This is a genomic window from Gracilibacillus sp. HCP3S3_G5_2, assembly GCF_052063305.1.
Taxonomy (GTDB): domain Bacteria; phylum Bacillota; class Bacilli; order Bacillales; family Amphibacillaceae; genus Gracilibacillus.
In genome coordinates this window covers 1-17,910 of sequence record NZ_JBQHXU010000023.1, presented here as the reverse complement: position 1 = coordinate 17,910, position 17,910 = coordinate 1, and the positions used below count along the sequence as shown (strand labels likewise).

Genomic DNA, 17,910 nt, shown 5'->3' with positions numbered 1-17,910 from the left:
TTGCATATTAATTTTCAAAACTGAATTAAAGTGAAAAAGTCGGCACATTATTTCAGATTTCTAACTGGATTAAAGTGAAATTAGATGTCTGGGATAATGTGCTAATTTACAGTATTGATAAAAGTAAGTAATCAAGTGAAGTTCAACAGGATTTTCATTTAGTAAAAGAGGTTATGTTCAAATGAATCAAACTGTCACGGTATATACATCAAGCTTCTGCCCTGTCTGTGGAATGGTAAAAAGCTTTCTAGACTCCTTTGATATCACTTATAAAGAAGTAATTGTAGACTTAAATCCTATAGCAAGGATGAAAGTAATAGGAAAAACGAAAAGATTGACGGTTCCGCAAACCAATATAAATGGAGAGTGGATAAGCGGGTTTGATCCGGAGAGAATGTTAAAGATATTGATTAAATGATCTCGTACTACTACGAATACGTAAAGACAGTAAGGATATAAACATTCTTTACTGTTTTTTTATTCTAGCTTTAATATTCTTCTAACATGGGTAACTTTTATGTACAACATTAGAATTTAATACAGTGGTTTATTAAAGATAATATAATATATGGTAACTATTATTAGTTACCAATAAAAGATACTATGCAGAGTAATAGAGCAATAAAATTAGTGAAATACAGTGCCAGTCAATGTTTGATTTGGTTTCTATTAATGGTTACCATTCATATGTTAATGGCTATTTTGATGTTAACGATTATCAAATGAGTGTATTACTCTGGATAATGGTTACTATTAATCGTAACTAATAGTAAAAGTGAATAGCAAGGTGAGAGATGTAACTGAAGGGAAAGTGTTGATATGATAGTCTTTATTTATAGTATCCAATAATGGTTACCAATGATGTTTTATGTATCAGTCATTCCAAATGAATGACTGTGCGTGAAAAGTGATAATCAGTATTTACGTAGTGTTTTATATAATTGATTTACATTTAGTCCTAAAGGGTGAACGATAAGTTTTAATCCAGATTCTTTTAATCTCTTTATAACTGCTGAGTCTGACTTAAATCGTTGTAGTATATTTTTCGTTCTGCCAATTCCATCACTAAAACTAGAACGATTTGATAAGCTGTTATCGACAATAACAATATCCATGATATGAAGAACTTCTGGATTCTTTTCGGCAAGGATTGCGTATTTAAATAACTTTTGAGCTAGGGTTTCGATAGGCTCCGTTCCCATATCCATCTCAATATTTATTATAGCGTCCCTTACTTCTGGTGTTCCTTTTAGTTTAATAATCCAGTCTGGTTTTACTATTGTCATCGTAGCTCCATTTAATTTATTACCAGCTTTACTTCCTGTAGTCATATATTTTGCTATTTCCGCATGAAATGCTCCGTTATTTTGTCGATGTAGATTTTTATGTTTTCTTACCCTTTCGGTATATGGATACATTGCTGGTGAATAGGAAAATGAAGTTTGATTATAAATGATTGGATACTTTGTTTTATTTGTATTTGGATCTTTAATAGCTTTCTTATTAAAGGTTGTTAATATATTTAGTGCTGCTTGTTGTGTTGCAATAAAGTGCAACAAGTTTTTCTTTTGATTAAATTTATATATTTTTGGTTTGTTGTATGATTCGTCTAGAAGTCCACTTTCTATTAATACATCAACAGCCTTACTTCCGATTGCCAAGAATTTAAAACGTTCCCCTTCAAAACCCTTAGAATAATGTTCTGAACGAATTAGATGATAGTCCTCAAACTTTCTGATTCGATTTTTAAAACTATATTCTTTAATCCCCAATTCGAATAAGTGTTTAGCAGCTTGATAGAATTGCTGCAAAGTTAATAACCGTTGTTGTTCTAAAAATGCTAATAACTTTAAATCTGTATTAGTAAGTTCTAATCGTTGTCTCGCATTTTTCTTTAAGATGATTTTATCTTGCATTTGTTTTTTTCTCCTTTCCCTTTGGGTGAATGACATTTGCTAGCCAGAACACTTTTAGAATTTCAATTTTCACTATTATTGTCAGCTATATAAAAGGTTGATTACATGCAGGCTATTTCAGTAAGTAATATACTTCTCCTGAATAATTAACTTAAATGCTGCTAATTTTTATCAGTAACCTTATTATTTGGGTGGTTACTGTTTAATGGAAAGTGTTCTTTAAATAGTGTACTGTCAAATTTTGATATTCCTAGTCCTATAAAATAAAAGAAATAAATTCAATAGTGAGTGGGTGTTTATAAAATAAAAGTAAAAAGACTTGCAATAAAAAATCATCGTTGTATAATGATAGTCAAATAAATAAATTGATCGACTTTCTCAACAAAAAGGGAAAAACCCAAGAGGAAGTAGTGAAATGTACACATACTTACGTGTATATATTTTGCTACGTCTGTCTTGGGTTTTTCTCTTTTTTATTTGAAAAAACCTAATGGCAGACGGAGACGAGGAGATGATACTCAGGAAAAAAGTTCAAATTGAGATAGAAAATATATTAAGTAAAAAGGAGAGATTTAATTGCAAAAAATAAAAAAAGCTGTCATCAGAGAGGATTTGTTCGTACTAACGGGCAGCATGGAAGAAGCCATAATATTAGGCCAATTAATTTACTGGATAGATCGCATGAAAGATGCTGATAAATATAAACTTGAAGAAAGAGAGCGTTTAGACAATCATTTAGCGGATTCATTTAAACACGGTTGGATTTATAAAAAAGCTGAGGAGTTGGCTGAGGAAGTAATGCTCGGTGTATCACCTAATACGATTCGAAAGTATCTAGGCAATATAGTAGAAAAAATTATGTTAAAAGAAGAAACAACCCTCGGTATAAGTGGGATAAGACATTACAATATCGTGTGAACTTGGTGAAAGTCATCTTAGATTTAAGCAATTTGGGATATCCGATAAATGAGTACAAACAGTTATTACGAATTAAAGAAAATGATACTTCGAGTAAACAAACGATTCCTCCGAATGTAGAAAAAGATGATTCGAAGCCCAATGATTGCACAGCAATACCAGAGATTACTACAGAGATTACTCCAAAAATTAATTCAGAGACTTCTTCGCCAAATGAATGGATTGAAGATGAAATTGACATTTATGATACAAATCAATTTGAATTAATTAGTAAAACCTACCTGAGTCTCAGTAAAAACAAGCAGTTATCGTCTAATGACCAAAAGGCGATTCAAGATGTTGTTGGAGAGAATTGGGAGACTCATCGAGTTATTAGTTGGATAAAGGAGTGTTTCAATAACTTTAAACCAAAACACAAGTTAGATAATATCCGGTCATTTCAGTATGTTGCTAATTATATATTTGATCAAGCTTATAAAAATGAACAGGAGGATTTAGAGGATGAACAAGCTACAGGATATATTGCCCAAGATGAATACTTTCAACGATTCGGTTCAGCCATTTTTCAAGATGCCGGGGAGATTAACGAAGGCGACAGATGATTGTATGTATAGAGAATGTGACGGCTCTGGACTGATTCATGTAATCAGAGAAGATGGGTCTGAGGTCATGATGATGTGTATATGCAGAGAATATAAAGATCTGTTGCATAAGATTAAGACTGCTAGAATCCCAGATGAATATTTAGATAAGAGAATTAATGATTTCGATACAAAAATCTATCAGATAAAAGATAGTGTAAGAGTGGCGCAATATGCTAAGAAAATTGCCACAAGTTGTTGAACAATATTTAGAGATGGAGGATATGGGTAAAGGGCTATACTTTTACAGTAATACAAAAGGGGCTGGAAAAACACTTTTATCAATTGCTATTGTCAATGAACTTATTATCGAGTATAAAATCAAGCCAATGTATATTTCGGTAGTAAATATGCTAAATGAGATGAAGCATTCATTTTCTAATAATGACCCTAAAAGAAACTTTTATAATTTAATGGAATCCTTTAAGCAAACACCAGTATTAGTAATGGATGATTTAGGTGTTGAGAAAACAACAGATTGGTCAGAGGAAGTTTTAACACAAATCTTAGACGAACGAATGAGTTATAAAAGACCAACTATTATTACTTCGAATATGCCAATACGGTTACTCCAAAAGAAGTATCCAGCTGGGAGGATAAAAAGCCGTATCGAAAAGATGACATTCCCAGTTGTTATGCCTGAAGAGAGTGTAAGAGAAATACTTGCTAATCAGGAGAATGAAGAAATAGCCAAGATGTTTTCTAAATGAAGTGGATTAGTGTGTTTGATCTCTTAAAATATAGAAAAAGATTGTTAGAATATAGTTGTAACGGTCAAAAAATAGAATTGAATATAGGTCTTATAAGGGAAACCCCCATTTCTATAGAGTGACAGCGATGTGTGTATGCTGCAGTCTTTTAAAGGTGGTTTTCTTTTTTTATTTATCTTGAAGAACACGCATTTAACAAAAGGAGGGAAAAATTAAAACATGAAAATCATTGTTAAAGATTCTGATAAACTACGAGAAATATTAATTGAAAAGGGATTTTCCCAACGTGAGTTTTCGAGGCAAACCGGATTAAGCGAAAATTACTTTAATCAAATTGTGAATGATAAGAAAAATCCTAGTCCAGCAGTTGCAAAGAAAATATCAAAACAATTGGGTTTAGAATTTCATGATGTTTTTCAGATTGAAAAATAAACAAAGTAGAATGGAACATAGCCCAATTCTAAAAGTACGAAATTCGCCAGTGATACTGACACGATTAAAAGGATTGATCTTACTATATCTATTTTTAAAAATTTAAGGAGAGGTTTATATTATGAAATGTGTTGCTTACTTTCGATCTGCAAATAGAGAAGATAATTATACTTGTTTACTAATTCAAATGGAAATAATTAAGGATTTTATTGCCCAAAATAAATGGCAATTAGATTCTGTTTATGCTGATATTGGTTTTGGGATTGATATAAATGAGAATCTGCATAAAATGGTTGAAGATGCTAAACAAGGGAAAATCGATGTTATTATTGTTAGTGATCCAGCACGAATTTCAAGAAATCCTGATTATCTATCTAATATATTTAGAAAACTACGTGAAAAAAATAAAGTCCATATTGTTACAGTAGATAATCAAATTAATACTTTCTTGAACAATAATATACTTTAATAATAAACCATAATGTTGGTACAGTTTTATATTTAGAGAAGGCAGTCATTTGTTAATTGTCTTCTCTTTTGCTATTATAAATGCAAGAATATCAAATCTTTTTAAGGAAAATCATAAATATTTTAAAAAAGAATTACAAATACCCTTTACAAGTATTAGTGATTTATGGTATAACTATTTTAGACAGAAAAATTAAGTTAAAACTTTATAAAGTATTGGGAGGGTTTCTATTATGAATAGAACAATTGCAGAAAGAAGTAGAATAGCGACAAATAATCAAAGAATGTTTCAACGTGATTTATTTTTGGAGGAACAAAAGAGGAATTTAAAATACCTTTCAGAAGTATTTAAAGAAGTTGGGTTTATTACTGAAACTGTAGAAATAGATTCTAGGTCTATATTTGCACCGATTGTAAAATTTGTTAACCATGAAAAGAAGGCAGTAAAGTTCAATACCCTATTAATCATAATGGGATTGAATAACTTTAGGACCACTCCTAGAGGGAAATTAGTAAAATTTGAGACAGTCCTGAAAAAGAATGTTAACAGAGAAGGTAATACGAGAAAACAACATATTAGTAGAATGGCAAAGGTAACACCTTCAGACGTTAAGTTACTAGCAGACCTATTAAGTAGTAAACATCAACAGATTACTACATATTTAAATGTTACTAGGGAATTAGAAATTTAAGAGATGGAGTGAGTAAATATGAAAAAGGTTGCCATTATTGGTGGTGATAATAAAAAAGGATACGAGGACAAGTTAAAGACATTAAATTTTGAGTTAAAATATCATGATGGAAGAATAAAAAGAAAAGGGACCAAAAATTATTTCAGCAACTTATTAAAAGATGTTGAATGTGTTATAGTTATACTATCAGCTGTATCTCATGGTACAATGTATGCAGTTAAAGATGTTGCAGATAAATTTGGAATTAAAGTGGTTTATCACCGTAGTAAAGGAATTTCTAGTGTTATAAATGCTGTCCACGAGAACGTGGCTTTTTATTAAAAGATAATTAAAAGGAATTTAAAATACCTTATTAGAATAAGGTTAATACATTGACGAGGAGTTGTTACTTATATGGATAACATTGAGTTAAGAGCAAATAAAGCAAGTTGGGCAATTGGCGAACGCCTCAGAGGAGAGGTACAGTCTTATCAATACCATGAAGTAGGGAGTAGAATTTTTACAGCAAAATTCTTGTTAGTAAATAAAAGTCATTCAATAACTATTCCAGATGATATATCGTGGGAAAGAATTAGTTCTTCTCACTATAATATAGGAAATCTGATTGATGAGTTATTTCATAAGATCGCGCATAACAATGAGTTTAATCTAGATTTACTAAGTAGTTTTTCTCTTTCAAAGATAGTAGACCACGTACTGTATGATTGCCTAATGATTATGGACCAAAGTTCTTTAACAATAGAAGAGTTTCAAGATACAAATTTAACTGGTCAATATTTCTTACAACTCATACAACGACTTATGGAGAATGAAGGAAAAGATTTAGGAACATCTGTAACACCACAAGGGTTAAATAAACTTATGATAGAAATATTAAATCCTTCTAACGGCAGTGTGTACGACGGGGCAGTAGGTATTGGAGGCTCGTTAATTGAAGCTTATCGTTTCAATAATGACATTTCAATGTTTGGGCAAGAGATAAATGAATCTAATGTTGCTCTAGCGTACATGAACGCAATTACAAATGGTATAGATTTATCACGATTTCAAATTGCAAAAGGTGATACATTATTCTCTCCCGCATTTATAGAAAATGATAGTAATTTAATGCAGTTTGATTATATTGCGATGAATCAGCCCTTTGGTTTGAAGTTAAACAATTTACAAATGATGGACTATGATCCTTATGGTCGCTTTAGCGGTAGAATGGGAAAAACCAGTAAAATGCATGGTGACTTAGCGTTTTTACAACATACAGTTGCATCAATGAATGAAACTGGAAAAGCCGCAGTAATAGTTCCCGTAGGAGTATTATCAAGAAGCTCTCAAGCTGAGAGGGCATTTAGAGAATATATTGTCAACAATGACTTGATCGAGGCTATTGTATTATTACCAAATAAACTCTTGTCATATACAGCGATTCAAACTGTGTTGCTGGTATTAAATAATAAAAAGAAATCAAGTAGAAAGCAGCAGGTTTTATTTATAAATGCAGAGGAACAGTTTACAAGCAAAGGTCGCTCACAAAATTATTTAACACAAGAAAATATTGATTCGGTTGTTGCTATGTATGAACAATCTTCAACAGATAAAGAGGATGTAAAGATCGCTAACCTTCAGGAGATTATAGAGAATGAATTTAATCTAAATCCCAATCATTATTTTACAAGCCAAACTGTGGAAACCCAATTTGGTGATGTCATAATAAATAAAGCTGTATATGATGACAAGGTTAAAAATAAGAGGACTTTAAAAGAGATAGCCCAATTATCACGTGGAGTTAACCTACCAGCTAAGAATACAATTAAAGAAGGCCAAAAAGGATATAAGGTTATCCAACTAAAGGATGTAGAAGATGGTAAAATAGACTTAGAAAGTATTGAAGTAATTCCAGTTAAAAATGCTGATCGTTATATGGTTGAGAGTGGTGACATTATTATTGCTAGTCGTGGAACGGCTTATAAAGTGGCAATCGTTCCCGACCATAATGAACCTTTAGTACTATCTAATATGTTTATAAGAATTAGAATTAAGGACAAGGCATATAAGCCGGAGTACATTAAAGTTTTCCTTGATAGTCCAGTTGGTGTGGCTCTTATTGAGGGAATGAAAAAGGGTGGAACGGTAAAAGCATTAACTACACGGGATATTGAGGATATTGAGTTTCCTGATATTGAATTAGATGGACAAGAGGAAATAATACAGACAGTAAGAGATGCTGAAATAAAATATATGGAATTGCTCCAACAAGCAAATGAATTATTAAAACATGGGAAGTTAAATGCTTATAGAAAGATGGGGCTTAGAAATGTTATTGAGGAATTGGATTAAATAAATCTAAGCCAACTTATAAGAATTGATTTTAGAAGAAGACCTTTTTCTATATGTTTCTATTTTAAAAAATATATGAGGATACAGTCCCCCATTGTATAAAGAAATGGGGGACAACAAAAGGTAATCTTTTAACCTCTTATTAATAAAAATACAGGTAAATATTTTCAGGAATTGAGAAGGGAAGAAGTACAATGACAGAAAATCAACGTAATACACAAACAACGATTAATGTACAAAAACAAGCTAATTTAATTTGGAACGTTGCTGATATATTAAGAGGCTTATACAAGCCACATGAATACGGAAAAGTGATTTTGCCCATGACCGTTATAAAGCGGCTGCACGATACATTATTACCAACACGTGAGAAAGTTTTAAAAGCTTCAGAGCAAAATAAGGAGATGAACGAAGCATTTAGACATCGGTTCTTGACACAAGCATCGGGTTATTCATTTTACAATACGAGTGTATATACATTCGATACATTGCTTGCAGACCCAACAAATATCGAAACTAATTTTCGAGCTTATTTAAATAGCTTCTCAGATAATATGCTAGATATTTTAGCAAACTTCAAATTTGATGTTGAAATTTCTACATTAGCTGAAAATGATGCATTATTTCATGTTATTCAAGAATTTAATAAGAAAGAATCTTATTTAGGGCCAGATAAAGTAACAAGCACAGACATGGGATATATTTTCGAGGAATTAGTTCGTAAGTTTTCAGAGAGTTATAATGAAGAAGCGGGAGAACATTTTACAAGTCGAGATATTATTTACTTAATGACAGATTTACTATTAATTGAAGACAGAGATACGTTAACAGGAGAAGATGTCGTAAAAACTGTGTACGACCAAACGATGGGAACATCACAAATGTTATCAGCAATGCAAGAACGTATCCATGATTTTAACGAGAACGCAGAAGTAAGAACATATGGACAAGAATTAAATCCAGAAACGTATGCAATTGCCAAGGCGGATACGATGATTCGTGGCGGAAACCCAGACAATATGGCATTAGGAAGTACATTATCCAATGATCAATTTGAAGGGTATGAATTTGATTACTGTATTTCCAATCCACCGTTTGGAAGTGACTGGAAAAGGGATCAAAAGGCTGTAAAAGATGAACATGCATTAGGCGAGAATGGACGTTTCGGTGTTGGACTTCCGAAAATAAGTGATGGCCAACTACTATTTCAATTAAATGGAATTTCAAAATTAAAAGAGACCGGAAGAATGGCAATTATTCATAATGGTTCTGCACTCTTTTCAGGTAATGCAGGAGGTGGAGAGAGTAGTATTCGTCAGTATGTTATTGAAAATGATTGGTTAGAAGCAATTGTTCAATTACCAAACGACTTATTTTATAACACAGGAATAGCCACGTATATTTGGGTTATTACGAAGAATAAATCCCCTGAACGTAAAGGTAAAGTACAATTGATTGATGCCTCAAAAATGTATGAAAAACGAAGAAAAAACATAGGTGAAAAACGTGTTGATATTTCAGAAGAATGTAGAAATATGATTGTACAAGCATATGGTGAATTTGATAATAAAGAATATAGATTAGAAGAAAAAGTAGTTGAATCTATGATTTTTGACAATGAAGATTTTGGCTTTACACGTGTAACCGTTGAAAGCCCACAACTTGATGAAGATGGAAATATTATTTTAAAGAAAAATAAACCAGTAGCAGATCCGAAATTACGTGATACAGAAGATATTCCTTTAAAAGAAGATATTGATGCTTACTTTGAACGTGAAGTATTACCGTTTAATCCACACGCATGGATGGATCGAAAGAAAGATAAAGTTGGTTATGAAATACCATTTACACGTTTGTTTTATAAATATATCAGACCAGAACCATCTGAATTAATAGCTGAAAGAATAAAAAAATTAGAAGAATCAATTGTTGCCAACTTCCGAGCGTTATCAGGTAAGGATGTGAGAAATGTTGACTAAAGAAATGAAAGATTCAAGGGTCGAATGGATAGGAGAGATTCCAAGGAATTGGGATTTAAAAAGAATGAAGTATATTCTAAAGGAACGAAAAATCAAGAACGATCCAATAATTACAGAAGAAATCCTTTCATTATCAGTTGAAAGAGGTGTATTTCCATATTCCGAAAAAACTGGTGGTGGAAATAAAGCAAAAGAAGATTTAACAGCATATAAAGTAACTTTTCCTAATGATATTGTTATCAATAGTATGAATATATTGGCAGGTGCTGTGGGGTTGTCTAAATATAAAGGAGCAGTAAGCCCAGTATATTACACGTTGTATGATGGTAGTGGTGATATTGATATAAATTATTATTATTATTTATTTCAGACAGAAGCTTTTCAACGAAGCTTATTAGGGCTTGGAAATGGAATAATGATGAAGGAATCTTCAACAGGAAAATTGAACACTATTAGAATGAGGATTCCTATGGACAAACTGTCTTCAGTAAGACTACCTTTACCTCCAAAAAATATACAAACTAAAATAGTAGATTTCATTAAACCAAAGGTAGATTCTGTCGATAAAGTTATTTTTGAAACAAAACAATCAATTGAAGAATTAAAAAAATATAAACAGTCTATCATTACAGAAGCAGTTACAGAAGGTATAAATTCAAATGTTGAAATGAAAAGAGTTGATAGGAAAGAGATAAAATTTCATCCAAAACATTGGACTTTATCAAAGATAAAATACCATTTAGAAATAGACCCACCCAAAAATGAACACTTTAGTAAAATGCCTGTTGAAGCAACCTTTTTACCTATGAATAAATTGAAAAATGGTTTTATTATAAATACCGAAAAAGATAAAACAGAAAAATTAGAAAGTAAGTATACCTATTTTGCTGAAGGAGATATTGTAATAGCGAAGGTTAGACCTTCTTTTGAAAATGGTAATATTGCCATTGCTAAAAATCTGTTAAATAAAACTGGTTTTGGCACATCTGAAATATTTGTATTAAGAAACAAGCAACAGCAAATCATTCAAGAATTTATGTTTTATTTTCTAAGGAATGACATCTTTATACAAAATGGTTCTGCAAGTATGACTGGTGTAGCTGGCTTACAAAGAATATCTACTAAATTTATAATGAACTATCCAATTGCGATTCCACCATTAGAAGAACAATTGGAAATAGTTAATTATTTAAACTATAAAATAAAACAAATTGATGATTTAATCATAAAAAAGGAAAAAGCAATCGAAGAACTTGAAATATACAAAAAATCTCTCATCTACGAATATGTTACAGGGAAAAAAGAAGTGTGAGGGGGCAGGGATGTGCTTGAGAACAAAGAAGAGCGTTTTGAAAGGGATATTGAAACTTGCTTAACAAATGAAGGCGGCTGGGAGTCAGTTGCCTTCAAAGATACAAACTACGTTCCAGAATATGGATTAGATTCAACGGTTTTATTATCGTTTATTCGTGAAACACAACCTAAGCAATGGAAACGTTACGAGAAGATTTATCGTATCGATGCTGAAAGAAAGTTTTTAAAACGATTTAATGAAGAGGTAAACGCACATGGTCTTTTGCACGTGCTTCGAAAAGGGATTAAAGATCGTGGTGTGTCTTTTAAAGTTATTTATTTTCGACCTGTTTCTTCTTTAAGCTATGAAAATATTAAACAGTTTGAAGCAAACCGTTTTCAATGTATACGACAGTTTGCTTATAGTAGCAAAAATCGAAATACAATCGATATGGTATTAGCTGTAAATGGCATTCCTCTTGTGGCTTTAGAATTAAAAAATCAATATACCGGACAAAATGTTGAACATGCAAAATTACAGTTTGAAACGAATCGTGACCCAAGTGAAATAGTTTTCGGATTTAATAAAAGATTTTTAGTGTATTTTGCTGTTGACCACTTTGAAGTATATATGACTACCAAATTAGAAAAAAGCAAAACATACTTCTTACCATTTAACCGAGGATCAAATGGTGCAGGGGAAGTTGGTGGTAAAGGAAATCCTCCTAATGCAGAAGGATACCCGACAGCATATTTATGGGAACAAGTATTACATCGTAATCAATTTATGGATATTATTGAACGGTTTATGAATTTTGAAGTGAAAAAGAATATATTAATTTTCCCGCGTTACCATCAATTAGATGTGGTAAACAAGCTTGTTCAAGATGTAAAACAACATGGTTCAGGGAAAAACTATCTCATTCAGCATTCAGCAGGTTCAGGGAAGTCAAATAGTATCGCATGGTTATCATATCATCTAGCGTCTTTACATGATAAAGAAAATAATCCAATTTTTTCATCTATCATAATCGTCACAGATCGTACGGTATTAGATCGGCAGTTACAAGATACGATTACTAGTTTTGAACATACAACGGGACAAGTAGAAACGATAGGTGACAATAAATCCTCCCAAGACTTGAAAAATGCTATTAATGATAAAAAGAAAATCATTATTACAACACTACAAAAGTTCCCTGTTATTTATCAAGAAGTTGATGCTGCTGAAGGGAGAAGATTTGCGATAATTGTCGATGAAGCACATTCTTCACAAACTGGAAGAAGCGCACAGAAACTAAAGCAAGCACTTGCAGATAAAGAAGCATCTCTTAAAGAGTATCAGGAAATCGAGGAAGATATTGAAAATCAAACATTAGATGAACAAGATCAGCTCGTTCAAACGTTATTATCGCAAGGACAACATCATAATTTAAGTTTCTTTGCCTTTACTGCTACCCCAAAAGAAAAAACGATTGAAATGTTTGGTACAAAACAAGCAGATGGTAGCTTTAGACCTTTTCATGTTTATAGCATGAGACAAGCAATTGAAGAGGGTTTTATTTTAGACGTATTAAAAAATTATATGACATATAAAACCTCTTACCGTATTGCAAAAGAAATTGAGGAAAACCCTGAATTACCAAAAACAGAAGCGGTACGAGCAATTGCCCGGTATCAATCTTTCCACCCTTGGGTATTACGTCAAAAAACAGAAGTAATGGTTGAGCAGTTTAGAGAAGTAACAAAAAAAGCCATCGGTGGTAGAGCGAAAGCGATGATTGTTACCCCGTCACGTCTCCATGCTGTTCGATATATGAAAGAATTTAAAGCTTATATTAAAGAAAAAGGATATACGGATCTTGATGTTCTTGTTGCTTTTTCGGGTTCTGTTACAGACGATGACAAAGAATATACGGAGTCGAATATGAACGTAACGAAAGATGGCGAGCGGATAAAAGAAAGTCAATTAAAAGAAACATTTCATGGGGAAGACTTTAATTTATTAATCGTTGCAGAGAAATATCAAACAGGTTTTGACGAGCCATTGCTTCATACGATGTTTGTCGACAAAAAATTACGTGGTGTGAAAGCAGTACAGACACTATCTCGTTTAAACAGAACGATGCAAGGAAAGAAAGATACGTTTATCTTAGACTTTGTGAACACAGAAGAAGAGATATTAGAAGCATTCCAACCTTTCTATGAAGTGACGACATTAAAAGAAGAAGTGAATTTGAATTTAATATATGATACGCAAAGTAAATTACGTAAATTTGCGTTGTATAATGACGATGATATTGCACAAGTGATGAAATTAGTGAAACAAGCACAAAAGAAGCAAGATGAGCGTTTATTAGGTCGCATATCTAGTTTGTTTAAGCCTGTCATTCAGCGTTATGAGGACTTACCAGAAGATACACAATATGAATTCAGAGTAACATTACGCAATTTCGGTAAATGGTACAACTATGTCGCACAGTTGGATCGTACATTTGATATGGAATTATTAGAAGAAAACATTTATACAAGCTATTTATTGAAGTTTATCCCTAAAGAAAAGCGTGAAAAGGTGGATATTGCAGATAAAGTAAAGCTTGAATATTATAAGCTGCAAAAGGATTTTGAAGGCGAAATCATGCTTGTTGCTGAAAGTGAAGAGGGTGGCGAATTAAAGCATCCTGAAGAATTTAATGCAAACGTAAAACCAATTGAAGAACGTGATTCGTTAGAAGAGATTATTCATCGGATTAACGAGCGGTTTCCAGATGATTTCTCTCCACAAGATCGAGTAATTGTGGAAACATTGCACAAGGCATTTACTCAAGAAGTGGACGCAAAAATAGTAAACATGGCTAAAAATAATAGCCAAGAAATGTTTGAAAATAGCTTGTTTAAGGATGTATTCCTTGATCGAGTAATGGACGAGTACACGAAGAATACGGAAGCCTACCAAAGATTGATTGGATCTGACGATTCGTACTTTAAAACTGTCTATGCATTTATTGCAGCGGATGTTTATAAGACATTGCGGTCGGAATTGTAGAGTAGTTATTACAGAAAGTAAATGATTAATAGCTAATTGAAGAAGTTAATATGTTAGATTTAATACTTAACGATGGAACATAGATCTACCGAATAGTTTAGAAAATTAGTGGAAGAGATGCATGTTCATCTCTTCTCCATTGGCATATTAGTTAAATTCATTTTTTAAGAGCGCTTACTTTTTCTTTATGTCATTAATAATTTTGTTGGGAGGATGATTATGCAGATATTAAAAGTTAATGATGAGGAACTGATTAGAGAAACCCAAACTTTTATTGACTCAATGTATGCTATTGATGATGACTTTTTGCTGAATACCCCCGGTAAACAAATAGGAACTTGTATAAATTATAGAGATTTAAAAGAAATGAGGGAAAGTTTCATTTCAGAATTAGTCCTTACAGTTACTGATTATGTTTATTCACGTTCTAAACAAAATTCATTATTTATCGAGTTTTCATCTAAACGTAGCCCCGCTGCTGCAAACCATAAACTAGTGGAGCATTCTAAAAGCAAATTTAGGAGGCCTAAAAAACTACGGGACCCTAGTAGTCAAGATGAGGAATCTAAAACATCCTTATTACAAGGCCAATTTTCGGAATTATTACTATTCAATTTGCTGAAATATTATTTTAAGGCAATTCCTTTTTGTAGAAAGATGCCAATAACTACTAATACAAAATTAGAAAGAAACGGCGCGGATGCAATTCATCTTGCAGCAGAGAATGGAACATATAAATTATTTATTGGAGAGGCAAAAACTTATAATAGGAAAAATGGAAGTTTAAAAGATGCTTTAGAGGACTCAATTAATGATGTTATATATAAACACTATGAAAATATTGATAATGAATTAAATCTGTACACATATGACTTTCTACCAGATGAATATAAAGAATTAGCAAAGGATTTCACGGAGGGCAGACTTGATAACTTTGAAATTCATCTAGTTTGCATTGTTACCTATAACCTAAAGAATAATCCTGAAGGAATGAACCGTCAAGAGAAACTAGCAAATATTATAAACGATATAAGAAATCAAACAAAACGGGCACAAAGTTGGAAAATTTTCCGGGACATTCCAAAGGAGTTACGGCCTCGATTAAATTACATAATATTTCCTGTCAATAAAATGAATGACTTGATAGAGAAATTTGAGAAAAAAATAGGTGTTGAAGATGCATAAACAATATATTGATAAATTATTAAAATACGACTTGGAAACATTTGCTGTTCAAACTGGGTTAAAGAAATCTACCAATATTAAGTTTACTGCTGAAGATGCTGTGAAGTTACTAAATTTAGCTGAAAATATGTCTAGAAATATTACTAATGATGATATGAGAAATAATTGCTTAATGATTTGTGGACTAATTTGGGAACATAGACAGGAGAGTTGGAAGGCGTTACCTACCTTCCTTATGAAAATATTGACACGTATTGGACTAGCTTCCTCAGCAAAAATGTTAGATTCTGAATTTGATATAAATGAAGATACTTTTAGTGATAGAGGAAGTATATTGGATGAATTCTATTTAAGTTCTGAATTTATGAAATCTGAGGTTAGGGTAAGGAACAAAAAAGTTTTGTTGTCATCATTTCAAAAGAGTATGTGGGATGGAATTGATCTTTACTCAAGATTCGGTATATCTGCTCCCACATCCGCGGGAAAGTCATTTGTACTTGTTCAAAAGATTATTGACTTATTGGACAAGGGGGCAAATAAAATAGTGTATGTTGTTCCGACTATTAGTCTAATAGGTCAGGTTACAAGAGATCTATTAAAATTAATAAAAGAACACGAAATTTCCGATGTTCATATATACCAAACCATTAGTGAAAATAATTTTAGAAAGAATACTATAAATAAGGCAGTATATGTTCTAACACAAGAAAGGGCTTCAGCAGTTATAAAATTTGAACAAGAAATGACGATAGACTTACTTATAATTGATGAAGTACAAAACATAGAAAGGGCTGCTCATGAGAATGATGAAAGATCCCAAATTCTATATGAATTGATACAAGATTTTCATTTGAATATAAACCCCAAAAAAATTGTTATAAGTGGGCCAAGAATTGAAAAAATTAATGAATTGGTTATCTCATTATTTGGAAAAGAGGCTAAGGGAATTAGTGATGAAGTACCACCGATATTAAATTTCACCTATTCCTTTATAAAATATAGTGGAAAACTGTATATGCGATTATATAATGGATTAGATAGCAATTCAGTAACTACATTACTCGACAGCACAAGTGATTTCGACATAGACTTTTTCGGAAAAAAAGTCTATACCAAAAAAATTACAGACTTCACGAGTTTCCTAGTTAATAATATAAGTAGCGAGGATACGGGGACTATTATCTTTGCTCCTACTTCAAATAGTGCATCGAAGATTGCAGGGGAAATAACCACAAAAAACAAGAATAAAAATGGAAAAATAGACAGTTTAAAAGCTTATATTATGGATACTGTTCATGAGAACTACTCGTTAATTGATTGTATTGATAATGGAATAGCCTATCATCATGGGAAAATGCCCATTCATATTAGAATTGCGGTGGAACAGGCGTTTAAGAAATTAGTAATAAACAAGGTAGTATGTACAACTACGCTAATGCAAGGAGTAAACCTCCCTGCTAAAAATATTATTGCTAGAAACCCAAACTTGTTCATTAATGCAAGATCTGAAGGCAATAATCCGAAATTAACTGGATATGAATTTGCAAATTTAAGAGGTAGAGCTGGGAGATTAATGAATGACTTTGTTGGAAGATCAATTGTATTGGATGAACCAGCATTTGAGGAAGCCCAAATAGATTTATTTGAACATCCCAAGAAAGAAGTCATAGGTGGTTATGCTGACAGATTTGAAAAAAATAAAGCGGATATTTTTGAAGAACTAACTGAGGATACTACTCAGACAGACTTAAATGACTTTAATAATTTTGATATTGTCGTATATGTTAGACAGATGGTTCTTAAATATGGTGAGCATGCAAAAGATAGACTTAAAAGGACTGGGGTTAATTTAACAACCAATCAAATAAAGAAAATTCATCAGAAGCTAAAGGAAATAACAATTCCTAAAGAACTATATATATCAAATAGATATTGGGATCCATATGTCCTACAGAAGATATATAATGAAAGAAAATCAATGGATGTTCCAAGCTCTCCTTTTGATATGAATTATGTAACCAAGATGTTATCGCTAATAAATAGAATCAAGGAAATTACACCTTATTATTACGATAAATATTTTGGAGTATATGAATCGAATAGGATTTTCGCAAGGGTAAAAGCCGCACAACAGTGGAGTCAAGAAATTCCCTTAAAATTAATTATTGATGAAAAGCCACTAGCGTTGCATTAAATTAATTTTATTATTAAAAATACTCGAAATGTTCAATTTTATTGTTTTGCGCAAAGAAAAAGTCCTTTATAATGGATAAGTCAGGTGGTAAACCCGTCCAAATCC

General features: G+C 32.0%; 15 protein-coding genes. 14 read left to right on the top strand and 1 reads right to left on the bottom strand.

The window, feature by feature from the left end:
* The first annotated feature begins 181 nt into the window (after positions 1-181).
* Entirely contained in the window at positions 182-418 is a 237-nt protein-coding gene (locus tag ACTNEP_RS20065; RefSeq protein ID WP_010648781.1) for a glutaredoxin family protein, read from the top strand.
* A 496-nt stretch (positions 419-914) separates the two neighbouring features.
* Here the strand turns inward: ACTNEP_RS20065 and ACTNEP_RS20060 are convergent, their stop codons facing one another.
* Positions 915-1,916, bottom strand: coding sequence for a replication-relaxation family protein (locus ACTNEP_RS20060; protein ID WP_441163737.1), 1,002 nt, complete (start codon positions 1,914-1,916; stop codon positions 915-917).
* 576 nt (positions 1,917-2,492) lie between these two features.
* Between ACTNEP_RS20060 and ACTNEP_RS20055 the strand changes: the two genes are divergently transcribed.
* From ACTNEP_RS20055 to ACTNEP_RS19995, 13 genes are all read left to right on the top strand, one after another.
* The gene (locus ACTNEP_RS20055; protein ID WP_441163736.1) at positions 2,493-2,834 is read left to right on the top strand and encodes a hypothetical protein; all 342 of its coding nucleotides are present in this window, start codon (positions 2,493-2,495) and stop codon (positions 2,832-2,834) included.
* Positions 2,835-2,839: 5 nt separating this feature from the next.
* Entirely contained in the window at positions 2,840-3,436 is a 597-nt protein-coding gene (locus ACTNEP_RS20050) for a hypothetical protein (RefSeq protein WP_441163735.1), read from the top strand.
* Between the two features lie 212 nt (positions 3,437-3,648).
* Positions 3,649-4,185, top strand: a complete 537-nt coding sequence (locus ACTNEP_RS20045; RefSeq protein ID WP_441163734.1) for an ATP-binding protein — start codon at positions 3,649-3,651, stop codon at positions 4,183-4,185.
* 219 nt (positions 4,186-4,404) lie between these two features.
* Positions 4,405-4,617 (top strand): helix-turn-helix domain-containing protein, encoded by a 213-nt coding sequence (locus ACTNEP_RS20040; protein WP_441163733.1) that lies wholly within the window; start codon positions 4,405-4,407, stop codon positions 4,615-4,617.
* A 121-nt stretch (positions 4,618-4,738) separates the two neighbouring features.
* Entirely contained in the window at positions 4,739-5,086 is a 348-nt protein-coding gene (locus ACTNEP_RS20035) for a recombinase family protein (RefSeq protein ID WP_441163732.1), read from the top strand.
* A 232-nt stretch (positions 5,087-5,318) separates the two neighbouring features.
* Entirely contained in the window at positions 5,319-5,777 is a 459-nt protein-coding gene (locus tag ACTNEP_RS20030) for a hypothetical protein (protein WP_441163731.1), read from the top strand.
* Between the two features lie 18 nt (positions 5,778-5,795).
* Positions 5,796-6,098, top strand: a complete 303-nt coding sequence (locus ACTNEP_RS20025) for a DUF2325 domain-containing protein (protein ID WP_239429126.1) — start codon at positions 5,796-5,798, stop codon at positions 6,096-6,098.
* 72 nt (positions 6,099-6,170) lie between these two features.
* On the top strand, positions 6,171-8,108 hold the full coding sequence (locus ACTNEP_RS20020) for an N-6 DNA methylase (protein ID WP_441163730.1): 1,938 nt from the start codon (positions 6,171-6,173) through the stop codon (positions 8,106-8,108).
* 194 nt (positions 8,109-8,302) lie between these two features.
* A complete protein-coding gene (locus tag ACTNEP_RS20015) occupies positions 8,303-10,087 on the top strand; it encodes a type I restriction-modification system subunit M (protein WP_441163729.1) in 1,785 nt (594 codons plus the stop codon).
* Positions 10,077-11,399 carry a restriction endonuclease subunit S gene (locus ACTNEP_RS20010; RefSeq protein WP_441163728.1) on the top strand — a complete coding sequence of 441 codons (1,323 nt, stop codon included), beginning with the start codon at positions 10,077-10,079 and terminating at the stop codon, positions 11,397-11,399. Before ACTNEP_RS20015 ends, ACTNEP_RS20010 begins: the two co-directional genes overlap by 11 nt.
* A 12-nt stretch (positions 11,400-11,411) precedes the next feature.
* Positions 11,412-14,426 carry a type I restriction endonuclease subunit R gene (locus ACTNEP_RS20005; RefSeq protein WP_441163727.1) on the top strand — a complete coding sequence of 1,005 codons (3,015 nt, stop codon included), beginning with the start codon at positions 11,412-11,414 and terminating at the stop codon, positions 14,424-14,426.
* A 219-nt stretch (positions 14,427-14,645) separates the two neighbouring features.
* A complete protein-coding gene (locus ACTNEP_RS20000; protein WP_441163726.1) occupies positions 14,646-15,611 on the top strand; it encodes a HamA C-terminal domain-containing protein in 966 nt (321 codons plus the stop codon).
* On the top strand, positions 15,604-17,805 hold the full coding sequence (locus ACTNEP_RS19995) for a DEAD/DEAH box helicase (protein ID WP_441163725.1): 2,202 nt from the start codon (positions 15,604-15,606) through the stop codon (positions 17,803-17,805). The genes ACTNEP_RS20000 and ACTNEP_RS19995 overlap by 8 nt, the downstream gene beginning before the upstream one ends.
* Positions 17,806-17,910 lie beyond the last annotated feature (105 nt).

What these genes read in the sequence shown, in the direction of transcription:
- ACTNEP_RS20035 (WP_441163732.1), top strand. Translation starts at nt 4,739, where the DNA reads ATGAAATGTGTTGCTTACTTTCGATCTGCAAATAGAGAAGATAATTAT.
- ACTNEP_RS19995 (WP_441163725.1), top strand. Translation starts at nt 15,604, where the DNA reads ATGCATAAACAATATATTGATAAATTATTAAAATACGACTTGGAAACA.
- ACTNEP_RS20040 (WP_441163733.1), top strand. Translation starts at nt 4,405, where the DNA reads ATGAAAATCATTGTTAAAGATTCTGATAAACTACGAGAAATATTAATT.
- ACTNEP_RS20030 (WP_441163731.1), top strand. Translation starts at nt 5,319, where the DNA reads ATGAATAGAACAATTGCAGAAAGAAGTAGAATAGCGACAAATAATCAA.
- ACTNEP_RS20065 (WP_010648781.1), top strand. Translation starts at nt 182, where the DNA reads ATGAATCAAACTGTCACGGTATATACATCAAGCTTCTGCCCTGTCTGT.
- ACTNEP_RS20010 (WP_441163728.1), top strand. Translation starts at nt 10,077, where the DNA reads ATGTTGACTAAAGAAATGAAAGATTCAAGGGTCGAATGGATAGGAGAG.
- ACTNEP_RS20000 (WP_441163726.1), top strand. Translation starts at nt 14,646, where the DNA reads ATGCAGATATTAAAAGTTAATGATGAGGAACTGATTAGAGAAACCCAA.
- ACTNEP_RS20025 (WP_239429126.1), top strand. Translation starts at nt 5,796, where the DNA reads ATGAAAAAGGTTGCCATTATTGGTGGTGATAATAAAAAAGGATACGAG.
- ACTNEP_RS20020 (WP_441163730.1), top strand. Translation starts at nt 6,171, where the DNA reads ATGGATAACATTGAGTTAAGAGCAAATAAAGCAAGTTGGGCAATTGGC.
- ACTNEP_RS20015 (WP_441163729.1), top strand. Translation starts at nt 8,303, where the DNA reads ATGACAGAAAATCAACGTAATACACAAACAACGATTAATGTACAAAAA.
- ACTNEP_RS20045 (WP_441163734.1), top strand. Translation starts at nt 3,649, where the DNA reads ATGCTAAGAAAATTGCCACAAGTTGTTGAACAATATTTAGAGATGGAG.
- ACTNEP_RS20060 (WP_441163737.1), bottom strand. Translation starts at nt 1,916, where the DNA reads ATGCAAGATAAAATCATCTTAAAGAAAAATGCGAGACAACGATTAGAA.